The sequence below is a fragment of the Vibrio sp. V12_P9A6T4 genome, assembly GCF_963874835.1.
GTDB classification, from domain to species: Bacteria; Pseudomonadota; Gammaproteobacteria; order Enterobacterales; family Vibrionaceae; genus Vibrio; species Vibrio anguillarum.
In genome coordinates, this window is the sequence record NZ_CAWNJO010000043.1 from 23,580 (window position 1) to 46,379 (window position 22,800).

The 22,800-nt window shown below is 44.9% G+C and carries 22 protein-coding genes; 12 read left to right on the forward strand and 10 right to left on the reverse strand.

What is annotated here, in order from left to right; translation table 11 throughout:
• Positions 1-52: 52 nt before the first annotated feature.
• From AACQ42_RS05980 to AACQ42_RS05995, 4 genes are all read right to left on the reverse strand, one after another.
• A complete protein-coding gene (locus AACQ42_RS05980; protein WP_094165838.1) occupies positions 53-1,186 on the reverse strand; it encodes a lipocalin-like domain-containing protein in 1,134 nt (377 codons plus the stop codon).
• Positions 1,187-3,640 (reverse strand): FtsX-like permease family protein, encoded by a 2,454-nt coding sequence (locus AACQ42_RS05985; RefSeq protein ID WP_013857012.1) that lies wholly within the window; start codon positions 3,638-3,640, stop codon positions 1,187-1,189. It lies immediately after the preceding gene.
• On the reverse strand, positions 3,621-4,292 hold the full coding sequence (locus tag AACQ42_RS05990) for an ABC transporter ATP-binding protein (protein ID WP_094165839.1): 672 nt from the start codon (positions 4,290-4,292) through the stop codon (positions 3,621-3,623). Before AACQ42_RS05990 ends, AACQ42_RS05985 begins: the two co-directional genes overlap by 20 nt.
• A gap of 123 nt (positions 4,293-4,415) precedes the next feature.
• On the reverse strand, positions 4,416-5,792 hold the full coding sequence (locus tag AACQ42_RS05995; RefSeq protein ID WP_094165840.1) for an MATE family efflux transporter: 1,377 nt from the start codon (positions 5,790-5,792) through the stop codon (positions 4,416-4,418).
• 40 nt (positions 5,793-5,832) lie between these two features.
• Between AACQ42_RS05995 and AACQ42_RS06000 the strand changes: the two genes are divergently transcribed.
• Complete coding sequence (locus AACQ42_RS06000) at positions 5,833-7,326, forward strand: DUF2867 domain-containing protein (protein ID WP_094165841.1); 1,494 nt, start codon at positions 5,833-5,835, stop codon at positions 7,324-7,326.
• Positions 7,327-7,368: 42 nt separating this feature from the next.
• On the opposite strand, the gene AACQ42_RS06005 is transcribed toward AACQ42_RS06000, so the two are convergent.
• The 3 genes from AACQ42_RS06005 to rsuA are packed head-to-tail and all read right to left on the reverse strand — an operon-like array spanning position 7,369 to position 9,979.
• The gene (locus AACQ42_RS06005) at positions 7,369-8,028 is read right to left on the reverse strand and encodes a DUF2913 family protein (RefSeq protein ID WP_013857016.1); all 660 of its coding nucleotides are present in this window, start codon (positions 8,026-8,028) and stop codon (positions 7,369-7,371) included.
• Entirely contained in the window at positions 8,028-9,236 is a 1,209-nt protein-coding gene (locus tag AACQ42_RS06010) for a Bcr/CflA family multidrug efflux MFS transporter (RefSeq protein WP_013857017.1), read from the reverse strand. The genes AACQ42_RS06005 and AACQ42_RS06010 overlap by 1 nt, the downstream gene beginning before the upstream one ends.
• A 47-nt stretch (positions 9,237-9,283) precedes the next feature.
• Positions 9,284-9,979: a 16S rRNA pseudouridine(516) synthase RsuA gene (rsuA, locus tag AACQ42_RS06015; RefSeq protein WP_064625086.1), complete on the reverse strand. Its 696-nt coding sequence runs from the start codon at positions 9,977-9,979 to the stop codon at positions 9,284-9,286.
• A 104-nt stretch (positions 9,980-10,083) separates the two neighbouring features.
• On the opposite strand from rsuA, the gene AACQ42_RS06020 reads away from it, so the two are divergent.
• From AACQ42_RS06020 to AACQ42_RS06045, 6 genes are all read left to right on the forward strand, one after another.
• Entirely contained in the window at positions 10,084-11,826 is a 1,743-nt protein-coding gene (locus tag AACQ42_RS06020) for a DEAD/DEAH box helicase (RefSeq protein WP_094165842.1), read from the forward strand.
• Between the two features lie 62 nt (positions 11,827-11,888).
• Positions 11,889-12,278, forward strand: coding sequence for a PepSY domain-containing protein (locus AACQ42_RS06025; RefSeq protein WP_010318383.1), 390 nt, complete (start codon positions 11,889-11,891; stop codon positions 12,276-12,278).
• A gap of 9 nt (positions 12,279-12,287) precedes the next feature.
• Positions 12,288-12,947: a response regulator transcription factor gene (locus tag AACQ42_RS06030; RefSeq protein WP_010318384.1), complete on the forward strand. Its 660-nt coding sequence runs from the start codon at positions 12,288-12,290 to the stop codon at positions 12,945-12,947.
• Positions 12,937-14,277 (forward strand): ATP-binding protein, encoded by a 1,341-nt coding sequence (locus tag AACQ42_RS06035; RefSeq protein ID WP_094150171.1) that lies wholly within the window; start codon positions 12,937-12,939, stop codon positions 14,275-14,277. Before AACQ42_RS06030 ends, AACQ42_RS06035 begins: the two co-directional genes overlap by 11 nt.
• 227 nt (positions 14,278-14,504) lie before the next feature.
• Entirely contained in the window at positions 14,505-14,783 is a 279-nt protein-coding gene (gene rplY / locus AACQ42_RS06040) for a 50S ribosomal protein L25 (RefSeq protein ID WP_010318386.1), read from the forward strand.
• A 165-nt stretch (positions 14,784-14,948) separates the two neighbouring features.
• Complete coding sequence (locus tag AACQ42_RS06045) at positions 14,949-15,341, forward strand: ribosome recycling factor family protein (RefSeq protein WP_064625078.1); 393 nt, start codon at positions 14,949-14,951, stop codon at positions 15,339-15,341.
• A gap of 1 nt (position 15,342) precedes the next feature.
• On the opposite strand, the gene AACQ42_RS06050 is transcribed toward AACQ42_RS06045, so the two are convergent.
• A complete protein-coding gene (locus tag AACQ42_RS06050; protein ID WP_017046184.1) occupies positions 15,343-15,699 on the reverse strand; it encodes a PilZ domain-containing protein in 357 nt (118 codons plus the stop codon).
• A 290-nt stretch (positions 15,700-15,989) separates the two neighbouring features.
• Here AACQ42_RS06050 and AACQ42_RS06055 point away from each other — a divergent pair, with 290 nt between their 5' ends.
• Both AACQ42_RS06055 and AACQ42_RS06060 read left to right on the forward strand, forming a co-directional pair.
• Positions 15,990-17,276: a DEAD/DEAH box helicase gene (locus tag AACQ42_RS06055; RefSeq protein WP_026027722.1), complete on the forward strand. Its 1,287-nt coding sequence runs from the start codon at positions 15,990-15,992 to the stop codon at positions 17,274-17,276.
• Between the two features lie 199 nt (positions 17,277-17,475).
• Positions 17,476-18,096 carry a LysE family translocator gene (locus AACQ42_RS06060; protein WP_013857026.1) on the forward strand — a complete coding sequence of 207 codons (621 nt, stop codon included), beginning with the start codon at positions 17,476-17,478 and terminating at the stop codon, positions 18,094-18,096.
• Positions 18,097-18,157: 61 nt separating this feature from the next.
• On the opposite strand, the gene AACQ42_RS06065 is transcribed toward AACQ42_RS06060, so the two are convergent.
• On the reverse strand, positions 18,158-20,074 hold the full coding sequence (locus tag AACQ42_RS06065; protein ID WP_094165843.1) for a bifunctional metallophosphatase/5'-nucleotidase: 1,917 nt from the start codon (positions 20,072-20,074) through the stop codon (positions 18,158-18,160).
• A gap of 299 nt (positions 20,075-20,373) precedes the next feature.
• Here AACQ42_RS06065 and AACQ42_RS06070 point away from each other — a divergent pair, with 299 nt between their 5' ends.
• Positions 20,374-20,583: a hypothetical protein gene (locus AACQ42_RS06070; protein ID WP_176429687.1), complete on the forward strand. Its 210-nt coding sequence runs from the start codon at positions 20,374-20,376 to the stop codon at positions 20,581-20,583.
• A 4-nt stretch (positions 20,584-20,587) separates the two neighbouring features.
• Here the strand turns inward: AACQ42_RS06070 and AACQ42_RS06075 are convergent, their stop codons facing one another.
• Positions 20,588-20,839, reverse strand: coding sequence for a DUF1289 domain-containing protein (locus AACQ42_RS06075; protein ID WP_013857474.1), 252 nt, complete (start codon positions 20,837-20,839; stop codon positions 20,588-20,590).
• Between the two features lie 165 nt (positions 20,840-21,004).
• Between AACQ42_RS06075 and AACQ42_RS06080 the strand changes: the two genes are divergently transcribed.
• Entirely contained in the window at positions 21,005-21,448 is a 444-nt protein-coding gene (locus tag AACQ42_RS06080) for an META domain-containing protein (protein ID WP_094145810.1), read from the forward strand.
• A gap of 203 nt (positions 21,449-21,651) precedes the next feature.
• Entirely contained in the window at positions 21,652-22,791 is a 1,140-nt protein-coding gene (locus AACQ42_RS06085; RefSeq protein WP_094165845.1) for an ABC transporter substrate-binding protein, read from the forward strand.
• The last annotated feature ends 9 nt before the right edge of the window (positions 22,792-22,800 follow it).

A 22,800-nucleotide genomic window follows, 5' to 3' on the forward strand; every position in this document is an offset into this window, starting at 1 on the left:
AACACAAAAGGCCAAGAACAACTTGACCTTTAGATTCCACAAATATTTGAACTTAGTTGCTCGTTAGTTGCATGAAACCCGTCACCTTATGACTACCATCGGTGATAATGGGGCCTTCCCAATAAGGGAGCAGAAAGGGTGACCACAAATCGCGATTCACCGCTTTCGTCACCAGATGAATATTATATTTAGGGATGTTTACCACCCATTGTAACGGGATGTCACGCTCATTCTCCGACGCGGCAGAAACGACAGGAACTAAATCAATTTCATCAGCAGATAGTACGATCGTGGTGCCCGAATCTTTCACAATTGCCCCAAACAAATAGGGCTCTTGCTGAAAATAACGATAGCGATTAACCAATAAGGTTGTTTTGCTATCGAGTTTAACGAACAACTTATCCCATCCCTGTTTAGCGTTAGGCAGTAGATTATTACCCCACTCCTTGCTCAGCCATGCATTACCTGTGACTTGAATGGGTTGAGAGTTAACACCTAAGTTGAGCACACCTTTGACCTGCAAAAACGGTGCTTGGAGACTATATGAGGCTAAAGAGAGTGAATCATGCTTTTTTTGGTATCCCTGCTGACCAGGTAATACAAATGGCCCGGAAAGGTTATTTTTTAATGAGAGTGAAAACGTGTCCGTCGCTACATCTAATACTCCAGGAAATGGAGTCGTCCCCGGTGCGCGCCAGTTCCAATTATCAATCCACATTTTAAACGGTTTTAATTCTAAGCCGGCTTGACCAATTCCGCCCCGCGCAATCCGCTGTTCACGCCAGACTTCATTCTTTGAAGAGATCACCACATAAGCAAGATAAAGCTGAGGACTAAGCCATCCATTAGCATCTCGAGCTTCGTTAGCGAGACGAAAATAACTCCACTGTATCCCATATTGCTGCCCATGTTCATCACTGACATTCGCAAAGTAATGCCACCACTCATGTTCAAAACCTTGATGAAAATTGAAATCTTGAGGAAGTCGTACCGGGCGATTAGGAAGCACGAACTCGAACGGGTGCTCCTTCGATATTGATGATGTATCCATTTGCTTAGAAGCTGTTTCAGAAACGGCATATTCTGAAATCGTTTGCTGTGCCTGCCAATACTGGTGCCACGAATAGAGGCTGAACAATACAACAAGCAACAAAGAGCACAAAAGTACGAGGTATCGTTTCATCATTTATAACGCGTCTCTAAATGAGCTAATCGGTGGCCTTCTGACCAAACGAATAACCGGGATTGCGCCTGCGCACATCAAGGTCACCATCGCCCATGCTGCCGTTTTCAAATACTCCCCGGGGATCAACTGCAGTTGGATTGTCCAACCAAAGGATTGTTTAATCACGATGTCCACCACAAGACGAGCGAGTGCAAGCCCTAACGGCATTGCAATCACGAGCGCTATCGCCCCAAAAACACATAATTGCAAGCTGCCAATCACCACCAGCTCTTTACCAGAAACACCCAAACAACGCAGTAGCGAAACATGTCGCTGGCGGGAAACCTCTCCGGCTAACGTAGCAAAGAAAATACCACACACGGCAATCAACAAAGTAATACGCCCGAGCGTATCGGCGATGGCAAAGGTTCGGTCAAACACCCGCATCGCTTGAGTATGGATGTGATTGTTATCAAAAATCCGCTCAGGGCCCAACCTAAATACCGATTCTAGTCGCTTCTTTAATCCTTGGTCATTCACACCTTCGTGCAAAACCACTCCTAGCGCAACATTTCCCGTACTGGCAAACGCAAATAACCAATTTTGGTGTGACAATAAGACTTGGTGGTAAGGGTTACCATAATCGTAATACACTCCCACGACTTGCCACTTTTGGCCCAAAGGCTCAGAAAGGTCAATAAAATCACCAGGCTTAATGCCTAATTTAAGCGCCATGGATTCACTGATCATCAAACTCTTTGAATGGTGTAAATCATACCAATAGTTAGGAACAGCGAGTTTAACCGTCAACGAGTCTAACTCACCATCCGAGATACCTGTGCTGACCACTTGCAATGCACCTTTGTCAGTGGCGAAATCTTTTTCCCAACGCCACCAAACATCATTGACCTCAGGCTGCGCTTTCAACCAACTGCTCATTCTTGATGCTGAACTGTTGGTAGGATAGACATAAATATCGGCCGCTAAACGTTGGTTTAACCATTTTTCAGTAGTATCGCGAAAGCTACCGACCATGGTTTCAATGCCAATATTCGCCGCCATAGCAATCATAAATGCCATAGTTGCGACACCGCGATAGCTCATACTGGCGGCTGCATCGGCAAAGAACCAACGCGCTTTTACCCAAGCGAGTGAGTAGGAAAAACTGTTGAACAGCGTCCAAATAAGATAAGGCGTAAACAGCGCAACACTGAGTAACATCAACGCAATAATTGCAAAACCAGAAAGTTGCGTTTGTGGAACTTGATACACGGCAATCGCCGCGACAGTCAATGCGCAAGCAACAAGGGCTTGCAGGCGAAATTCTGTGCCAGCAAATCGAAGCAAAGAGAGACGAGCAGAAAGACGAATAGGCTGCGATTTTAGCAACCGGACGAGGGGCCAAGCGCACGCCGCGAATGCACCAATCAACGCCATGGCTAAACTGTAACTACTCCACTGCCAATTCCAGCTAATCGATAAACCGACATTAGCATCATACAAGTCACCCAAACTGGCTGAAACCGCTGGAATAAGTTGATTGGCCAATAATAACCCCAATCCGTTACCGCATATCCAGCTAAGCAGGACCATGCCAAACAACTCAATCACCAATGCTTGGGTAAGCTGCCAGCCAGAAACACCCGCTTGCCGTAATAACCCGACTAAAGGTTGGCGCTGGATTAAAGATAAGGACATGGCTTGGTAGAATATAAATAGCCCGACCAAAAATGCCAACATACCCATTGCATTGAGATTGAGATGAAAAGCACGCGTGAGTGATTCCAGCTCAGTGCGAGAACTACGGACTAGCGTCAAACCATTAGGTAAATTATCTTTTAGTCTTTTCAGTTTCTCTGGCGGCATATCACCACAAGCAATAACAGATAAGCCCGAACTTTTCTTGAGCATACGCACCAAGGATAGATCCGCAATAACGCGTGTGCCGTTGATGAGATCTTGTTGATCGATCTGAATAGGACCTAACTTTGATTCATCATCAAGCACGATAAAATCACCCGTTTGCCAACCTTGGAGACGAGCGAGATCAACACTCACCAAAATAGGATACGGCGGATTCATCAATGATAATGTCGAAAATTCCGATAAAGGAAGGCCGCTATTGGTTGGCAACATCGCGACGGGATCAAGCCCAATCAGCGAAATATCCGTGCCATTTTTTGTCGTCAAACGATGGTTTTCAAAAGGAGCACACTGAGAAAATCCATCACGGCGCAACTGAATATAGAAACCTTGGGGGATTTTATTGGCAATATGCTTGGAACGAATACGATAAGGTAATGGATTAGAAAACAGCTTTTCGCCATGTTCATAACTTTGACGAGCATGCTGGTTGATGGCCGTCACTCCCACCAACAATGAAACGCCAAGCGTTAAACCCAGCCATACTAGAATGATTTGTAAAGGATAACGCCGATAATGACCAAGTAGCGCCTTAACTACGGGCCATAACATGCAACAACCCTCCTTGTAAACGTATGCGACCATCCATATGCTGCGCGACTTTTTCACTGTGCGTCACCAATAATAACGTGCAATCCAACTGGCGAGTTAAGGTCGTCAATAAACGCATCACCGCCTCGGCATTACGCTCATCAAGACTACCGGTGGGTTCATCTGCTAATAAAATCTTAGGCTCCATGTACAAGGAGCGCGCGATCGCAGCACGCTGCTGCTGCCCACCAGAAACCTCTTCAGGGTATCGGCCTAGCAACGGCATTAAATCAAGCGAAGAAAGAATTTGACGCAGTAAACCTTGGTCTTCCGGCATTCCTTTCAACTGACGACAAAAGCGAATATTATCCGCGAGATTGAGGGTGGGAAGAAGATTAAACTGCTGAAATATATGACCAATGTTATTTCGGCGATAAGCGGTACGCTTATTTTCTGACGTGTCATGCATGGAAAAACTTGGAAACCAAATTTCGCCAGAATCGACAATATCTAATCCGGCAATAAGGTTGAGTAATGTACTCTTACCCGAACCACTTTCACCCATCAATGCGATTTGGTCGCCTCGGTTTAATGTTAACTCTGCCCCCTGTAGCACGGGATGAAATTCATCGCCATCTAGATAGCCTTTACACAGGTTGGTCAGCTGTAACATCAAATCGCTCGCAATCGACTAAAATTGGATTGTGAATCTACACTAATTCTCCTGCAGTAGAAAGCATTTTGGATACCGGATCACATTATGTGCATCAAATTGCACCACCTAACTGCGTTGTGTCTAATTTTCAATCAAATTTCGCATCCACTTCTTGCTTTTCATTCGATAAAGAGAACCGCCCCATTTAATCAACTCTTCAACGAGAAACAATAAATAGATGGCTTCAGGCTTAGCACCAAGCACAATCGCACAAAATGCGGCTAACGGAATACCGATCAGCCACTGCGCGACTAAATCTTGATAAAGACAAAACTTTACGTCACCGCCAGCTCGCAACACGCCAACAATCACCGTCATTGGAATGGAACGTAAAATGATGCCAAGGCTCAGTATCACGATAAACTCTTCAGATAAAGCACGGGTTTCATCCGTCAAGGCGGTGAAAGAGTTCAGGATAGGGATCTGCACCACATACAAGGCGGCAGCGACGATCACGCCTACAAGAAGGCTGATGATAGTTAAACCTAAGGCTTGATAATAAACAGCATCGTACTGCTTAGCGCCAAGTTGGTTACCGACTAAAACCGCAGCCGCATTCGACATCCCAATCAGTAAACTCAATGAAATCGATTCTACTGGCGTCATCACCGATAGCGCCGCTAAGCCTTGCACACCACTCTGCCCCATGATGGCATGGTAGACAAATAAACCGCCTGCCCATGCAAGGAAATTAAAGGTGGTTGGCAAGGAAAGCTTCAAAAAACGAGAAATGGTAGGCCATTCAATGATGGCTCGGATATCGTCAATTCCAAACGCTAACAGATGTTTCTTGGCATAGAGGTAACCGTATAAACACGCGACTTCAATAAAACCACTGAGCACGGTAGCAATCGCCGCACCTTCGATTCCCATCGCGGGAAAACCAAATTTACCGAAAATCAGCACCCAGTTTAAAAACACGTTTGAAACAATACCAATACCGCTAAAAAACGTGCTGAGCCCCGGTTTATGCATCGCTCGCAGCCCTACCGCCATACTACTGACGCAAGCTACAGCAAACATACTGAGTGAGGTAATAATCAAATATTGGCTACCTAGCGCATTAACGGTCTCGGAATCCGTGGTTAGTGCCATGATTTGACTTGGAAACAGTAAAAATAGTGCCACCGTCATTGCAGCAAATAGGTTAGCGACTAACCACGTAAGTGCCGTACTTTCTCGCACGCCCTGTTTGTTTCCTGCGCCCCAATACTGAGCTGTTAACAGTGCGCCTCCGGTTGTCACGCCCACTAGCATGATGGTGGTGACAAAAGTTGCTCTAGCGGCAACGCCTACCGCAGCAATTTCAGCCTCACCTAATTGCCCTAGCATCAAAACATCCACTAGACCACGGCTAGAAAACATAATACTTTGCAAGGTGATCGGCAGAGCGATAGCCATTAAGCGACGGAAAAAATCGCCTCTTGTATGTAACACGATTTGCGAAAAAACAGACAACCGATCACCTCAAATTCAACACATTGATAGCACAGGAAAAATGAAGTCGCTATTATACGTCTGTGAGCATAATCTAACCATCTTATTTGAAGGGACCGTCATGAAAAAAGTGTTAGTACTCGGCGCATCAGGCTATGTCGGCTCACAACTGCTACCTTTGCTATTAGCGCAAGGTTTTCAAGTAACGGCCGCAGCTAGGCACATTGACTACTTAACCTCACGTGCCATATCTCATCCCAACCTTACCTTGCGTTATTTAGACCTTACCGATAAAGAGGCGACACTTGCGCTTATCCCACAATTTGAACTGGTTTATTTTTTAGTGCACGGTATGGCGCAAGGACATGATTTCGTCGACTATGAATTATCGTTAGCGGAAAACGTTAAACAAGCCCTTGAGGTTAGCCAGGTCAAACACCTGATCTACTTAAGTGCGATTCAACCACAAACCGGAAACTCAGAACACCTCAAAGCGCGGAAAATGACGGGCGATCTACTTAGGAAAAGTCCTGTACCAGTGACCGAATTAAGAGCCGGTGTTATTCTTGGACCAGGATCAGCCGCATTTGAAATCATGCGTGATTTTGTTTACAACTTACCGATGCTCATCACTCCCAAATGGGTTGATTCCAAAGCAAATCCGATAGCGCTGGAAAACCTCAATCATTATCTACTTGAATTAGCTAATGAACAGCCCGTTGCACACCAATTGTTTGAGGTCGGTGGGCCTGACACCCTCTCCTACCGCGAACAATTTGCCATTATTTGTCAGGCAACGCAGAAACCATTTCGGTTATGGTCTACCCCACTATTAACCCCCAAAATGGCTTCTTACTGGCTAGGTCTTATCACCTCCGTCCCCTCTAATATTGGCAGAGCACTACTTGCCGGTTTAGATCATGATTACATTGCCGACTCACAAGCCATTGAAGCACGCTATCCTCAAAGACTGATCTCACATCGTGACGTTGTCACCAAAATAATCGAACATGAAGGAGAATTTACACGCTCGCAGGTGTGGGGATTTGATCCAAGTGCCCTACAGCGTTGGCAACCCGGTTTTGGCTACTATCCTAAACAAGCAGGGGCAACGATTCAGACCAGCGCCTCTGCTGAGGCTTTATGGGATGTTATCCGAACCATAGGCAGCCGCCAAGAAGGCTATTTTTTTGCCAATGCACTATGGCGTACACGCGAATGGCTCGATCTTTTATTCGGTGGTGGCAAACCTGTGCGCCGCTCCCCTTGTGGCCCGGAACTGCAAGTTGGCGATTTTATTGATTCGTGGAAAGTGATCCGCTGCCAACCTCAACAGTTTTTGTCTCTTCTTTTTGGGATGAAAGGCCCAGGATTAGGGCGATTGGAATTTACCATTAAAGATCTAGGCGAAACGCGAGAACTCAATGTGACCGCATGGTGGCACCCCAAAGGATTCTTAGGGTTACTTTACTGGTTCGCGATGATGCCTGCCCACCTTTTTATTTTTAATGGCATGGTCAAAGCCATCGTCAAAAAGGCACAAAAAAAGAGCTAGCGAAATCGCTAGCTCTGCAACTTATTGGGTTTCAATTCCATACTAATCAATAGGAAAGCCTAATGGAATTTCAGCCAATTGCACGCCATGGTTGCTTGGGTATATCAAATACTCACCATGATATTTCACATTCGACTTATAATCGGTACGTTTATGCACCATAAAGCCAGCACTGCTGGCCTTTTCGACGAAATCAGCATGATGGCCCCGTACAAACCAGTTCATCGGCTTCACGAGCAGTTCACCATCAAAGCATGATTCACACTGATTTGCGCACAAAGCCAATGAGTTTTGCCCATCGGTAAAAAGCTGTAATTTGCCTTCATTCACCAATGGATCACATGTTGTCACTTCCCAGTGAGCCGCTTCCATGAATTCCAAAAACGCGTCAATTTTCTTATCGGTAATGATGTTATCCGCCTCTTGCGCAAAAAACTTACCGTAAAATGCTGAGATGCGTTTGAAGATAAACAGTAATTCAGATTGGTTGCCTTTCGAACGTCCAGCTTTCTGCCAACGATTTAAATCATCCACCACACAGCGATGGAATCGTTGTGCTTTCAATGCCTTACTCACCCAATGCACCAAAAAGTGATTATTAGCTAAAGGCGCATTCACCAGCTTATTCGCTTGGTGTTCTGCTGTTAACTCTTGCAGCGCTGTATTCACTACACGTTGAATTTCGAGGTAATACTCTGACATTACGCCTTTCTTCCTAATGTCCAATAAAAAAGAGATGAAAGTACCGAGCACGCCGTCATGACCACAATCATCGGCCACTCAACATCACTAGGCATCATCGCGACAATCGCCGCAACCACTGAGCCTGTGCCAAAACGCAACGTTCCAGCCAGTGAAGAAGCGGTGCCCGCCATTTTCGGATAACCACTTAACAATAATCCCATTGAATTACTGCCTATCGTTGACAATGTACCAATAAAAAGCACCACAAAAGGCACAATACCCCATAAACCAAGGTTGAGTAACCACGCGATAAATAACCCGATACCTGCGCACAACTGAATCAACAAACCAAAGCGTAGCATGGCGTGGGAACCGACTCGTTTCACCATTCGACCATTCAAGCTGGTCATGATAATCATCGCGACGATATTGAGGCCAAACAGGTAACCAAATTGATCAGGATCGACTCCATAAATATCAATATAGACAAAAGAGCCTGCGGTCAAAAAGGCAAACATACCAGCGAACGAGAAAGCACCAGAAAAAACAAGCCCCATCGCGACTGGGTTACGGCTTAACTGCACATAGTTGCGAATGGTATTTCGAAAGCGCAGCGGTTGACGATTTTCTGCACTGAGTGTTTCTGGAATTTTCCAAACCACGAGAGCAATCACCACCGCGGCAAAAATAGCCAACACCCAAAATATCGAACGCCAACCAAACCAAATGGCCAAGTGTCCGCCAATCATCGGCGCAGCTAACGGGGCAACGGTCATCACTAAGGTGACAAAAGACATGGCGCGGGCAAAATCTTCGCGATCAAACATATCACGCACCACCGCTTGAATAACCACAGCCGCCGCTGCTCCAGCAAAACCTTGCGCAGCGCGAACATACGTTAACGCTTCAATACCTTGCGTAGTCGCACTCACAGTGGCAGCAATACCAAACAGTAATACGCCGATCAGCAGCACTGGGCGACGGCCATAACTGTCGGCCAGCGGGCCATGCAATAGTTGGCCTATCGCAAAACCAGCGGTATAAGCGGTCAGCGTCATTTGTACCGCTCCAGCACTCACACCGAGATCTTTAGCAATCGCTGGCATGGCTGGCAGATACATATCAATCGCCAGCGGCGTTAATGCGCCAATCGCGCCTAATACTAAGAAGAGTAAAAAACTAATGTGCGGCGTATTATTCGCTGTAACAGGTTGAGATGAAGTCATAGTTCTCCAGATAAATAAGGAATGAAGTTGCAGTAAAGCTAGGCCGTTCAAGCCCCAATAGAAGCCACTTCTTGGTCAGTCAAATAACGGTATTCACCGGGCTCTAGTGCCTCATCTAGCACAATATGACCAATGCGCTCACGGTGAAGGCCAACCACTTTATTGCCTAAAGCAGCAAACATGCGTTTAACTTGATGGTATTTGCCTTCATGAATGGTCAGTAAACATTCATTCTCACCGACGACTTCCAATTGCGCAGGCAAGGTTGGCTCACGCTCATTACGCAGTTCAATACCCGTTAAGAATTGTTCGACATAATTCGCTTCAATAGGGTCTGCAAGCCAGACACGGTAGGTTTTGTCGCATTTGTGTTTTGGCGAGGTAATGCGATGAGACCATTGACCGTCATCGGTGATCAGAACCAAACCTGTGGTATCGACATCCAAACGTCCTGCAAAATGTAAGTCTTGAACATTAACTTCATCGAGCAAAATAAATGCCGTATGATTGAAGCCGTCTTCATGTGAGCAAACGTAGCCAGCGGGTTTGTGTAACATGATATAGCGCGGGCCATGCAAGATTAACTCACGACCTTGCCACTCCACCTCACACTCCTGCGTCACCTGCAATGAACCACTTTTTTGCATCTTACCATTTACTGTGACATCACCACTTTTGATGATCTTGGTGGCTTCTTTACGTGTAGCACCTAACGCATCACACAAAAATTTATCTAACCGCATGATTACCTCATCTAAATCAAGTCAGGTATTATACGCAGCTAAAATGAAATAGTTGATCTATTTCACTGTTTTTATCCAGCGTTCAACAAGAGACAACGCGAGTTATGTACACACTTCGTCCTTATCAATCGGACTCGGTCAAAGCCGTGATCCACTATTTTCGTCATCACACTACGCCCGCCGTAATTGTACTACCGACGGGGGCAGGAAAAAGTTTGGTTATTGCTGAGCTGGCAAGGCTTGCCAAAGGACGAGTCTTAGTACTAGCGCACGTGAAAGAACTGGTAGAGCAAAACCATGCCAAATACGAGGGCTACGGTTTGCAAGGCGCGGTATTTGCGGCAGGTTTAGGACGAAAAGAGACCGATCAACAGGTCGTCTTTGCTTCGGTACAGTCCGTAGTGCGTAATTTAGATGCCTTTAAAAATCAATTTTCATTACTGGTGATTGATGAATGCCACCGCGTACCGGATGAGAAAAGTAGTAGCTATCAAAAGGTGATCACCCATTTAAGCGAGCTCAACCCGGGGATTAAAGTGTTGGGGTTAACCGCTACGCCTTATCGTTTAGGCATGGGCTGGATTTATCAATACCACACTCGCGGCCAAGTGCGCAGTGAGGAGCCTCGCTTCTTCCGTGACTGTATTTTTGAGCTACCGATCCGTTATCTGCTCGATGAAGCTTTTTTAACGCCAGCGCGAATGGTTGATGCCCCCGTGCTCAGTTACGATTTTTCGCAGCTAAAACCCGCCAATACCGGGCGCTACAAAGAAGCCGAACTCGACATGGTGATTGAGCAATCGAAACGTGCCACACCACAGATTGTTCAACAAATCATCCAACTAGCACAGCAAAAACAGGGAGTAATGATCTTTGCGGCCACCGTTCGCCACGCCCAAGAAATTGTGCAATTACTGCCCAATAACGAAACTGCCATCGTCATTGGTGACACGCCGACCCCTGAGCGCGACACCATCATCAAGCAGTTTAAACAGCGCCAAATCAAATTCTTAGTTAACGTGTCGGTATTGACCACAGGTTTTGATGCTCCGCATGTTGACCTGATTGCGATTTTACGCCCCACCGATTCCATCAGTTTATATCAGCAAATTGTCGGGCGTGGGCTACGCTTATCTGCAGGAAAAACCGAATGTTTGGTATTGGATTATGCGGGCAATAACTATGACCTTTATCAACCAGAAGTCGGTGAGCCAAAGCCCGATCCCAACAGTGAAATTATTACCATTCCCTGTCCGGCCTGCGGTTTTAATAACAACTTTTGGGGTAAACTCGATGCCGCTGGTTTTTTGCTTGAACACTATGGTCGACGTTGCCAAGGCTATTTTACAGACGAAGAAAGTGGCGAACGAGAACACTGTGGTTACCGTTTTAGAGCAAAATATTGCGGTGAGTGCGGGGCTGACAACGATATCGCCGCACGTATCTGCCATGAATGTGACGCAACACTGGTTGACCCTGATAAAAAGCTCAAAGAAGCACTCAACCTCAAAGATGCATTGGTTTTTGAATGTATCGAAATGGATTTGAATGTACATAAAGATGCAAGTGGAAAAGCGCAACTGCGCGTTACCTATCGTGGTGAGAACGATGCGCAAGTCCACGAATTTTGGCCACTAACCACCAAGAAACAGAAACAGGTGTTCCACGACCAATTTGTGCGACCACACCTAGCCGATAAGCATCGCCCTTTTGATCAATCTTCACCAAGCAAAGTGGTGGCTCATCAACACCGTTTTCGTCCACCACAATTTGTCATTGCGCGAAAAGTGGGACGATTTTGGAAAATGCGCGATAAGATCTTTGAAGATGAGCTACAAAACCGATGATTCACTTTCTATTCATGTAAGGTCATTTATACTCTGTTCATCTTATTACAGGGGGGCGCAACATGTTGTTCAAAAAGGGTAAAGCTTTCGCACGCTTACTGCTGCTCTCATCATTATCCTTACCCACTTTAGCTGCAAGCAGTGATGTACACGATTGGGTTCAAGACACTTATAAGCCAGGAACCAAGGTAGAGATTGATGAGGATCAAGACGAGGTCTACGCGGCAGTTCAAAAAGGTTTAATTCATCCATTGTCTGAGCTTTATGCCACGATAGATAAAGAACTCAATGGCCGAGTTATCAAAGTAGAGTTAGATGAAGATGATGGTGAATGGGTCTACGAATTAAAACTGATGCATGACAACCGAGTTATCCGCGTAGAATATAATGCAAGCACATTAGAACTAATGGCTATTCGTGGCAGAAACCTGCGCGACATCATCAAAAAATAGAGAATAACCATGAAAATATTGGTAGTCGAAGACGATCCTCGTCTTGGGGAACAAATTGTAGAAGCGCTTGAACAGACCGGCTGGGTGCCTGAATTATCACAAGATGGCATTGATGCACTCTATCGCGCTACATCAGAAGAGTGGGATGTGATTGTGCTCGACCTCGGTTTACCCAAGCTCGATGGGCTCACCGTATTGAAAGGCATTCGAGATGAAAACATCAATACGCCCATTGTGATCCTCAGTGCAAGAGACGGTTTGACTCAACGAGTCGAGGGCTTAAATGCAGGAGCGGATGATTACCTCACCAAACCATTTGAGATGGTGGAATTAACCGCTCGTATCCGCGCACAACTGCGCCGAGCATCAGGTAACGCTTCCCCTGTGATGCAAATCGGTGACTTAAGCCTTGATACTCGAACCTCTAAAGTGATGTGGCAAGGTCAAGCGGTGAGCTTGACGGCACTGGAATACAAAGTGGTTGCCTACTTCATGCACAATGCCGACAAAGTCATTTCACGGACTGAACTGGTGGAACACATCTACAAACAAGATTTCGATAGAGACTCCAACACCATCGAAGTGTTTATTGGCCGCATCCGTAAAAAAATCAATAACAACATTATCAAAACCGTGAGAGGACTGGGATACCAGCTTAATGCAAAATAAAACCTCGGCCTTAAAGCGCCTCAGTTTAAAAAGTCGTTTACTGCTCGCGGCAACGTTTTGGTTAGGTACCATGATTTTAGCTGCGGGAATTGGCATTCCCACACTGATCAAAGACTACCTAGTCAATGATGTGCAAAGTCAGCTACGCTTAGCGATGGATGAAATCACGGCGAACTTGGAAGCGACACCGCAAGGGAATCTAGTGCTGTCGTCGCGCCTTTCCGACCCTCGTTTTAGCCAACCCTACAGCGGCCTTTATTGGACGGCCTCAAGCCATGATCAATCGCTTCGTTCTCGCTCATTGTGGGATAAGCGCCTTATCAGCGAAAAACATGGCTTGAAAAGCATCGTCAAAGGCGCAAGAGATGAAAAACTGATCGTCATTGAACAAATCATCTACTTACCAGACTTCCCTTCTCCTATCACCATTACCATCGGTCTTGATGAAGCGCCATTACAAGACACTTTAAACAGCGTAATTAGCCAATTGTGGATGATACTAGGTCTGCTCTTCAGTGGTGTATTGGTGCTGATTGGCTTGCAAGTCAGTTGGTCATTACGGCCGTTAGGGAAAATGCAAAAAGAGCTGGCCGCATTGCGCAAAGGTCAACAAGCCAGTCTCAGTGACGAGTACCCAAAAGAAGTCTTTCCGTTAGTCAATGATTTGAATGCACTGTTATTCCACTATCAAGAATTGCTTGAACGTGCACGTAATCATGCAGGCAATCTCTCTCACGCTTTAAAAACGCCGATTTCTGTACTGCGCAATGAGATCGATCATCTTGATTTCGCACAACAGCAGAAACTCAGAACACCGATTGAACAGTTACAAAAGCAGATTGACTACCATCTAGGCCGCGCGCGCATGGCTGGCTCAATGAATATTCTTGCGGTAAAAGCCAATCCAAGCGAACGGGTAGATGCTATTTCTATGGCATTTGACAAAATTTACGCACAGCGTGAAATCACGTTAGTTAATGAGTTGGATTCTGATCTAGAGGTTGCCGTTGACCCAACCGATCTCGACGAGATGCTCGGCAACCTACTGGAAAATAGCTACAAATGGGCAGCTTCTTTAGTTCGAGTTCACGCAAAAAATCGAGAAGAAGGCTGGGTAGAAATCCACATCGAAGACGATGGCCCAGGTATTGCTGAGCAAGATCTGGCCAAAGCGATACAGCGTGGCGTGCGCTTAGACGAAACAACCTCTGGATCTGGGCTTGGGTTGAATATTGTCAGTGAAATGGCGCACAGTTATCGCGGTACGCTAACCCTATCGACTAGCACCATGGGGGGGTTAAAAGCGGTGCTAACTTTTCGTTCGGTTTAATGGACGAAATCGAACTCGACATTAAACAATAAAGACTGTCACGGTCCTTCGTAACACTGCAATAAATCGATGCTGCAAGGGATTTGCTATTGCCCCATCTTAGATAGAGTGCTAGTATCCGCGCTCGTTTTGTTAGTAATCATTGATTCACTATCAAAGCTATACCACATCAGCAAGGTCGCATTGCAGATGTGAAGTTTATTTTTACTAATTTGAGTGTAAAAACTATGAAATTCGAAGCAGTAGTACGTACTGAACTAGGTAAAGGTGCGAGCCGCCGCCTACGTCACGCGGGCCAATTCCCAGCAGTTGTTTACGGTGGTGAAGCAGCGCCAGTTGCTATCGCACTGGATCATTCTGACGTGATCAACCAAATGGACAAACCAGAATTCTACGAAGCAATTACTCTAGTAATTGATGGCGCAGAAGTAAAAGTTAAGCCACAAGACGTTCAACGTCACGTGTTCAAGCCAAAAGTTGAGCACATGGACTTCATCCGCATCTAATTTCCTACCAAGGAATTAGTTGGATAAAATCCAACCTTTTGCATAAAGATGATCGGCCTTACCATCCGAGAAATCTAAAAATTCGAAACCCCGATAGCTACCAACTATCGGGGTTTCACCGTTTTATAAGACCGTGTTATAACGGAAAGTCATTCAAACAAGAACATGGCTATTATGATCATCACGATTTCCCTCCCCTCATTGATTCATCGGCTTGGTGGAGAAAATGCGAAAAAAGCAAAAATGCTGGCGAGAGAATATCAGTGCAACCTGAAACGAATACGACGTTCCAGAAATTGGCAAATCAGTGGTGAGATAACGCAACTTGAATTATTGGCAAATCGGCTCAGAGAACTTGATTCATTGGTCATGCAATTTTTAATAACGAGACTCAAAGACAAACTGGCAGAATATCAGGAACAGCTTGAACCCAAATCAGCCAAGTTGGTAAGGCTTGTTAAACAAAACCCATCAATCACTCTCGCCGAACTTATGCACATTACGCACTGCACAATCGCAGAAGCACGCACCGCTCGTTTCAACGCAGACAGTTTTTGATTTAAGCAGAACGTAAAGACGAGAAGTAAGACGGGTATCTTTGGCGAATATAACGCTGTTCTTCAACCATGTGCTTAAAAGCAGGACCATTGGATAGTTGAACCACGACTTCATCTTGTTGAAAGCGCAGTACTTGACCTGCAATTTTGACTGTATTATTGCTGCGTAGCTGCACCGTACCAGACATCGATAGACCACAATATAAGGTAGTCACTCTCGGCATTGAAATACGAATGCCTTGCTCTGATATTTCACAGACATGGAATAGCTGATCATCAATTTTTACGGTAGGTCTTGCCCGCTTTGGATACTTTAAGCGGTAATATTGCCGTTTCTGTACAAAATCTGCATTGTCCATGGCGTCTATGCATCCTTTATCAAGGTTAATTACTTCTGCGTCATCATGATGCTACGCAAGTGTTGAGAGTCTACCATTTATTATCGGCTTCTGAAGTAAAAACATAATAGAAAGATAGGCAACCGCTATGAATCACCAATTCATCTCATTTGTGAACTCAAATACAATTGGTCAATAATGTAGGAAATTTATCACTGATCACGATAAACGTGAGATAAATCACTCTAAATCCTATATAGTGCACGGCTAAAATTAAGAACTGTAGGCTGTCTGCTTAAGGAACCCGTTAAATGTCATTTTCATCTCAAGGTTTTGCACCTGAACTTGTTAAAGCGCTTACTGAATGCGGCTATGAAAAACTTACCCCCATTCAGCGACAAGCCATTCCCGAGGCTCGTAAAGGGCATGATATTTTTGCAACGGCGCAAACTGGCACAGGCAAAACCGCAGCATTCGCACTGCCCGTTATTCAACATCTGTTAGATAGCGGCAAGCAACCTTCGCCTAAAACAGCGCGAGGCTTAATTTTGGCACCCACGCGTGAATTAGTGGCACAAATTGCCCAGAACATTAAAGACTACGTCAAGTACACCAAACTCAGTGTCGCTGCTGTTTACGGTGGAAATAAAATGTCTTCTCAAGTTCGTCAGCTTGAAATGGGTGTGGACATTTTGGTCGCGACCCCAGGCCGATTAGAAGAACATTTAAGTGAAGGTAATGTTTCACTCGCCAACCTTGAGTTTTTGGTTTTCGACGAAGCAGATCGAATTTTAGATATGGGATTCATCAATCCCGTGCGTAAAATCATGCTGGAAGTAGAAACCTCACCGCAAATCATGATGTTCTCGGCCACTACATCCACTCAGCTTAACCAACTGGCAGGTGATATTTTACGCAAACCCAAACGCATTAATGCTGATCGTGCCAATACCACGGCCGCAACAGTGGCGCATGTGGTTTACCCTGTCGATCAAGAGCGTAAAACGGAACTGCTGTCTGAGCTGATTGGCCGCAAAAATTGGCAACAAGTCTTAGTGTTTGTGAACTATAAAGAGACGGCTAATGAAGTGGTTAAAGAGCTAAAACTGGATGGCATCAAGGCCGTGCTATGTCATGGCGATAAAGCACAAAGTGCACGTCGACGCGCTCTTGAAGAATTTAAAGAAGGCAAAGTGCGTGTCATGGTTGCGACCGATGTGGCTGCACGTGGTTTAGATATCGTCGACCTGCCGCACGTGGTTAACTATGACATGCCATTTCTCGCCGAAGATTATGTACACCGCATAGGTCGTACTGGTCGTGCTGGCAAACAGGGACATGCTGTCTCATTTGTCAGCCGCGAAGAAGAGTTGACTGTTGTTCAGGTTGAAAACCTTATCCAGCAACGCATCCGCCGTGTTGAACAGCCTGGTTATGAGCCTAAACAGCGTGATGCCTACATTGAAAAACTTCACACAAAAGCGGCGTACAAAGATCGCCAAGGCCGTCGTAACAACCCAAATGACGAAAAACCGGATCAAGCCTCAGCAGAACGTCGTTTGAACATGATGAATCGACTAAAAAATCGTAAGAAGTAAGTCATAACAACGAAAGAGCTGCAGCAATGCGGCTTTTTCATCTCTGTGCATCCTATCTATGCTTCATCATCCCAAACGGTCATCTTTATTAGTTTCAATCCGTAAGTAGCACTGTCGTCAATTGCACAGCAAAGTGAAATAGTGAAGATTGTAATTAATGTGTATGCTAGAGCTCTTGTCTCTCAACACGGATTGATTAATGAGCAGTACTTTACTTCTGGCATTTATACCAACATTCTTTTTTGTTTCGATTACTCCAGGTATGTGCATGACATTGGCACTGAGTCTTGGGATGAGTATTGGTTATCGCCGAACTTTATGGATGATGATGGGAGAGATCGTCGGTGTGGCGTTCGTTTCCATCGCAGCCGTTTTGGGGATGGCTTCGATTATGCTCAATTACCCTTGGCTCTTTACCGGATTCAAAACCATCGGTGCCATCTATCTTGGCTATATAGGCATTCAGATGTGGCGTTCAAAAGGCAAGCTTGCCCTCAGTAGCGACTCACAAGTCACTCCCCATAACAAAGACTGGGATCTTGTCATGCAAGGTTTTGTGACCGCGATTGCTAACCCTAAAGGCTGGGCGTTTATGATCTCCCTACTTCCGCCTTTTATTAATAGTGAAGCACCACTTGCACCTCAACTGTTACTGCTGGTGTCCATTATCATGGTCTCAGAATTTGTCTGCATGACACTTTACGCAACAGGTGGCAAAGGTTTAAAACGAGCTCTAGGGCATTCAAAAAATGTGCGTCTAATGAACCGAATTTCCGGCTCGTTAATGATAGGCGTTGGATTCTGGTTATTGATGAGTTAGTCGTTAAAGTAGTAGGCTCTGACTTTTGGTCAGAGCCTTAACCGTTAATTTAAAACTTTAGCTAATCTAAAACATTAGCATTCAATGCCTTGAGCAATACAATCTCTCGATTGATACGCTGTTTTTCAGCATCAGAAGCTTGGCTACTTTGCAAAATACGCGCATTGATCGCCTCTTCAGCCGCGGCCTTATTGGTAAAGAGCAGTGCTTTAACATTGATCGAGGCGATATTGCTATAACGCCCATCATCACTACTTGGTACATCAATTTGGCCACTATTAATTAGAGCTTTCACGATGGCACGTTCCGATTCATACCCTTGCAAACCTTCCAGCTTCCAACGTTGCATTAGTTTCCCTTCGTAGCGGCCTTGCTTCTCTTGGGTGAGATAGCGGATCGTTAGGTTTCTAATAGTTCCTTCCTCTTCGCCATATTCCGCTTCCGAGTCAAAAATAATCGGGAATGACCGCCCTTCAAGGCTACCCCCTTTCTGCGTCAAATGCCCCATTCGGTAACTATTCATACCCAACCGAATATCACTAGTATCATCAATCGGTTGTCCACCAGCAAAACGCAGATCTTTAATTCGCTTACCCGCAGGTTGAGTAAGATCAATGGTGTAAGTGACACCCGAAAAAAAATCATTGGTTGAGTATTTCGATGCGCGCCGCTTTGGATCAAAGCTATAAGTCACATCGCCTGGCGAGACGGAATTGAAATACCCAGCGGCCCACTCCATGTAGGTGCGCAGCTCTTTGCCGGTCATTTGGTAAACCGTAATTTCACCACCAGCATATTGATAGTTAAACGCGATATCTTTTGCTTTGATGGGGCCAGTATCAAGTTGAGCTTGGTCATTATCAATTTGCAGTGCGATCACGTTTGCTTTTGGCGCGTAGAAAAAACTGGCTTCCTGAAACAGCGCACTGATGCCGGTATCTTGAATATGCACTTGAGGGATACCGCGTATTTCATCATCAGGAACCAAGTCGACTCCGTCAAGTATCGCAATTTCGCGATTGGCATTTTCTCGTAAGCGTTGATGATAAGGTGCGTATAGCGTTTCCATTTTCGAATCAGAATCAACACCTTTCATAGGGTAGGTGAAGCTGTCTTTATGAACGAGCGTGTATTTGCCATCCTTTTCTTCAAATTGGAAATCGATTCGAGATAAAACGCGTCCATATTTGTCAGGCTCGGTAATGATGACACCGTTTACCGTCGCTTTATCAATTTTAGTGTGCATGTGGCCAGCAACAATGGCATCGATTTCTGGGTTAGCATTGGCAATATCAGATACGCCCGTATCTTTGATGTCGTTTTCGTTATCCAGCCCCATGTGCGCAACCAAAACGATCGCATCGACATCATTTTTTATCTGCCCAATCACTTTTTTTACTTCAAGTGTTGGGTTAGTGAAGCTCATGCCTTCAAGGCGATTAGTGCCTTCAGCAAACACTTGTGTCATCGGAGTATCCATCCCAATAATACCGATCTTGACGCCATTTTTTTCAATAATTGTTGCGGCGGGTAAGAATGGATTGCCATCGGGCCTCTGAATATTCCCGGCTAACGCTCGGCCTTTAAATTGTGTCAGGGAGCGATTTAATACCGATAAACCAAAATCAAACTCATGGTTACCCAGCACCCAAACATCGTAGTTCATCTCATTAAAACCGAGCATCATAGGGTCTACGGCTTCATGCTTAAACGTTTCAACAAAGTTTCCCTGAATCGTATCTCCCGCATCCACTAAAATAACGTTTTTATCTTGCTCTCGTATCTGTTTAACCTTGGTGGCGATTTGACTTAGGCTCCCCTGCATATTCAGTTTGTCAGCAGCATAATCCCATGGCATAAAATGCCCGTGAATATCGGAAGTACCAAGAATGGTAACCTGATGAATATCGCCATCAGCAGCGAAAGAAGAAGCGGCAATAGAAGCAAGTATTGCGCTAGTAACAATTTTTAGTTTCATAACATACTCATACGTATAAACAGGCTTTCATTAAAACAGAGTGGATATTATTGATTTTATAAATATGTTTATGTGATGGGGCCGCTCATTTGGTTGCAACACTAAAAAGCAATCACAAAATTTCGAGATCGATCTCTCTTTAAATAGATTCTATGGCTTAAAGAGCTTTAATCGAGCCAAATCAGGCGGTTAATTTTTAATCATAAAATTGAGCGAATTTTAAGCAGATCTTTGATTGACGCTGTACTGGATCGCTTCTATTTTTTCTATTGGTTACCACAACAATGGAGGTTATAGAAATGAAACGCGCAAGTTCCACTTATCGATTACAACTGATAAAAGATGTTGTAACGCGGCACCAACGTACGGATCCAATGGCGAACTATATTCAACAGCTTCTGACAGAAAAACCCAACATGGAACAACCCGATGTGAATAAACGTTTTCACGGTAATCATTTTGATGAACATGTTGGTGGTTGGGTCAGTGATTTTTGGGGAATGAAGTAATTGATTAAAACAGATCGCGCTGCGGATTCGTTTCTGGCTCGGAATCTGCTTTGTTTTGCGCTTGTTGTTTCTGTTTTTTCCGCTTATAGCGCTGTTGGCATAATTTTATGACATGCAGTTGCTGCGCAGCAGTCATTGAGAGCCAGTTAAAACGCTCTTCCCTTTTACGCATACAGCCTTGGCAATAACCTTTGTCATCAACTGAACATACACCGATACAAGGGCTCAGCACTTTAAAAAATTCGAGTTGCTCCATGGTTACTCAATTATTTTTCCAATTTAATGTCCGCCACATAAGAGTAACGTGTGTCACTTCCTGATTGCAAACTGTGACGTATATAAAACAATCACCTTATACTGACAAAAACAGTACTCAATTTTATATACTGTGCGCGTTTTCCAAATTCTGGGGTCTAATACGATGAAGTTTAGTTCAAAAAAATGGCTAGCCGCAATTTCTCTACCTGTATTGGTGAGTGCCTGTGCAAGTAATGGTGATGTAGAAAGCATCACCGCTCAAGATTTGCAGCATCACAATTGGCAACTGGTGCAAATTGATGGCAAGGACGTGGTCAATAATGACAAACAAAAAGCACCGCGATTAGAAATCGGCGAAAAGATGATGGCTAGCGGTAACGCAGGTTGTAATAACTTTTTTGGGCAAGCCGAGCTAAAAGACAACAAATTCCGCATCGAAAAAATGGGCATGACCATGATGATGTGTATCGGTGATGTCATGGATACCGAGCAGGCGTTTTCTCAAACATTGTCAGATTGGAGCGAGATCAATCTGACCAAAGATAGCCTAACGCTTAAAAATGAGGTTCACACGCTCACCTTTACTTTGCGTGATTGGGTAAATTAATTTCAGTCATTCTTCTCATGGCAGTCTTTTCTATCAGGCTGCCATTTCCGTAGACCACCTCACACATCATTCACCTATCTGCAACTTCTGCTTTTTCTTACCAATTCAGATCTTTTGTTTTTTTTCGTTCATAATGAATGAACATGGAAATATCTCCGGTCTATTCACTAAGTCACTGAATAAAGCGATCTTTAAGGATAATTATGAAAAAGCTCATCACCTTACTCTGCACGTGTGCCTTCGCACTTTCCGCGTCAGCGCAAACTTGGCAACAAACCACAGATGCAGCTAAAGGACAAACCGTTTACTTTCACGCGTGGGGAGGAAGCCAAGAGATTAATGAGTACATCCGCTGGGCAGGCAACGAGCTTCAAGATCGCTACGGTATCGAGTTAAAACAGGTGAAAGTGACCGATATTGCCGAGACAACAACACGGCTTATTGCAGAAAAGGCGGCCGCTAAAAATAATAATGGCAGTGTCGATCTAGTATGGATTAATGGTGAAAACTTTAAGTCCATGAAAAATAATGGTTTACTGTATGGTCCATTTACGGAGCGTTTACCTAACTGGCAATATGTTGATTCCTCACTGCCGATCGATCAAGATTTTTCAGAGCCGACTCTTGGCCTTGAAGCGCCTTGGGGTGTAGGACAACTGGTGTTTATTTACGATCAGGAAAAGCTCAATAACTCACCCCGTTCATTTTCAGAAATGTTGAGCTACGCAAAGGCGTTTCCGAATCGTGTTAGTTACCCTCGTCCTCCAGAGTTTCATGGCACCAGTTTCCTTAAAGCCTTATTGATTGAACTAACAGAGAACGATGTTGCACTGTCTAAGCCTGTGGATGAACAAAATTTTGCCATAGTGACAGCACCTCTTTGGCGCTATCTTGATGAATTTCATCCTGTGGCCTGGCGTCAAGGCAAGCAGTTTCCCAGCGGTTCCGCTCAAATGCTGCAATTGCTTGATAATGGTCAGCTTGATCTTTCCATCAACTTTAACCCCAATGCTGTTTTTTCCGCTCAAGCAAATGGAACGCTAGCGGCCTCTACCCGCTCCTACGCGTTTGAAACAGGGGCTCTTTCTAACATTCATTTTCTCGCCATTCCTTGGAATGCGAGCGCCAAAGAAGGCGCATTGGTTGCGATCAATTTCTTACTCAGTCCGGAAGCACAATCTCGTAAAGGGGATCTTTCCATTTGGGGAGATCCATCGGTATTACAAAATGAGTTCTTAAGTGGCAGCGCCAAGAAAACTCAGCTGTTTAAATCAATCGCCGAGCCACATCCAAGCTGGCAAACGGCGCTTGAAGCCGAATGGCAACAACGCTACGGCCACTAAAGAGACTGA

Bases quoted from the DNA above. Each gene is read 5' to 3' on its own strand.
- AACQ42_RS05985 (WP_013857012.1), bottom strand. From the start codon at position 3,640: ATGTTATGGCCCGTAGTTAAGGCGCTACTTGGTCATTATCGGCGTTAT.
- AACQ42_RS06055 (WP_026027722.1), top strand. From the start codon at position 15,990: ATGTCATTTTCATCTCAAGGTTTTGCACCTGAACTTGTTAAAGCGCTT.
- AACQ42_RS06010 (WP_013857017.1), bottom strand. From the start codon at position 9,236: ATGACTTCATCTCAACCTGTTACAGCGAATAATACGCCGCACATTAGT.
- AACQ42_RS06035 (WP_094150171.1), top strand. From the start codon at position 12,937: ATGCAAAATAAAACCTCGGCCTTAAAGCGCCTCAGTTTAAAAAGTCGT.
- AACQ42_RS06020 (WP_094165842.1), top strand. From the start codon at position 10,084: ATGTACACACTTCGTCCTTATCAATCGGACTCGGTCAAAGCCGTGATC.
- AACQ42_RS06045 (WP_064625078.1), top strand. From the start codon at position 14,949: ATGGCTATTATGATCATCACGATTTCCCTCCCCTCATTGATTCATCGG.
- AACQ42_RS06070 (WP_176429687.1), top strand. From the start codon at position 20,374: ATGAAACGCGCAAGTTCCACTTATCGATTACAACTGATAAAAGATGTT.
- rplY (WP_010318386.1), top strand. From the start codon at position 14,505: ATGAAATTCGAAGCAGTAGTACGTACTGAACTAGGTAAAGGTGCGAGC.
- AACQ42_RS06060 (WP_013857026.1), top strand. From the start codon at position 17,476: ATGAGCAGTACTTTACTTCTGGCATTTATACCAACATTCTTTTTTGTT.
- AACQ42_RS06005 (WP_013857016.1), bottom strand. From the start codon at position 8,028: ATGTCAGAGTATTACCTCGAAATTCAACGTGTAGTGAATACAGCGCTG.
- AACQ42_RS06025 (WP_010318383.1), top strand. From the start codon at position 11,889: ATGTTGTTCAAAAAGGGTAAAGCTTTCGCACGCTTACTGCTGCTCTCA.
- AACQ42_RS05990 (WP_094165839.1), bottom strand. From the start codon at position 4,292: ATGTTACAGCTGACCAACCTGTGTAAAGGCTATCTAGATGGCGATGAA.
- rsuA (WP_064625086.1), bottom strand. From the start codon at position 9,979: ATGCGGTTAGATAAATTTTTGTGTGATGCGTTAGGTGCTACACGTAAA.
- AACQ42_RS05980 (WP_094165838.1), bottom strand. From the start codon at position 1,186: ATGATGAAACGATACCTCGTACTTTTGTGCTCTTTGTTGCTTGTTGTA.
- AACQ42_RS06000 (WP_094165841.1), top strand. From the start codon at position 5,833: ATGAAGTCGCTATTATACGTCTGTGAGCATAATCTAACCATCTTATTT.
- AACQ42_RS06075 (WP_013857474.1), bottom strand. From the start codon at position 20,839: ATGGAGCAACTCGAATTTTTTAAAGTGCTGAGCCCTTGTATCGGTGTA.
- AACQ42_RS06065 (WP_094165843.1), bottom strand. From the start codon at position 20,074: ATGAAACTAAAAATTGTTACTAGCGCAATACTTGCTTCTATTGCCGCT.
- AACQ42_RS06085 (WP_094165845.1), top strand. From the start codon at position 21,652: ATGAAAAAGCTCATCACCTTACTCTGCACGTGTGCCTTCGCACTTTCC.
- AACQ42_RS06030 (WP_010318384.1), top strand. From the start codon at position 12,288: ATGAAAATATTGGTAGTCGAAGACGATCCTCGTCTTGGGGAACAAATT.
- AACQ42_RS06050 (WP_017046184.1), bottom strand. From the start codon at position 15,699: ATGGACAATGCAGATTTTGTACAGAAACGGCAATATTACCGCTTAAAG.
- AACQ42_RS06080 (WP_094145810.1), top strand. From the start codon at position 21,005: ATGAAGTTTAGTTCAAAAAAATGGCTAGCCGCAATTTCTCTACCTGTA.